General features: G+C 50.5%; 1 protein-coding gene. It reads left to right on the top strand.

The window, feature by feature from the left end; translation table 11 throughout:
* Positions 1-32 precede the first annotated feature (32 nt).
* Positions 33-386: hypothetical protein (locus VJI93_RS08550; RefSeq protein ID WP_324009284.1), on the top strand; the 354-nt coding region annotated here is incomplete at its 3' end.

Here is a 386-nt window from a genome sequence, read left to right as displayed (position 1 = left end):
AAATGACTTCAACGGCTTTGCCGGAGGTTATAATGGGGAAGGTCAAATTGCCCTTTATGGAGGTAAGCTATCCGCTGCCTTTAAGAAATATTCCTGAGGAGGACGACATGCGTAAAATGAGGCACTTCAAGTTTCTGCTCGGCATATCCCTCATAGGCACTTACCTATCCGCTCTCCCTGGCTGCGTAAGCATCCCTGTGGCGGGTGTGGTCCAGGTGGATCACAAAGCGCAGACTCTCAGCCTGTATAAGGCTGGGAAGTCTCTCAAGCTGGCAGAGATCACTGCTGAGAGTGCTGTCGACCTTGGAATCATTCAAAAGGGAAGTCTAGTGGCTCTGGCTGTTGCAGACGCCCTCGACAAAGCTAAGACTAGCTATGATTTGGCA

Origin of the sequence: Parvimonas sp. M20, assembly GCF_035282425.1 — a bacterium.
Lineage (GTDB): Bacteria > Bacillota > Clostridia > Tissierellales > Peptoniphilaceae > Parvimonas.
The sequence above is the reverse complement of the archived record's forward strand: the minus strand, read 5'-3'. Positions and strand labels throughout refer to the sequence as shown.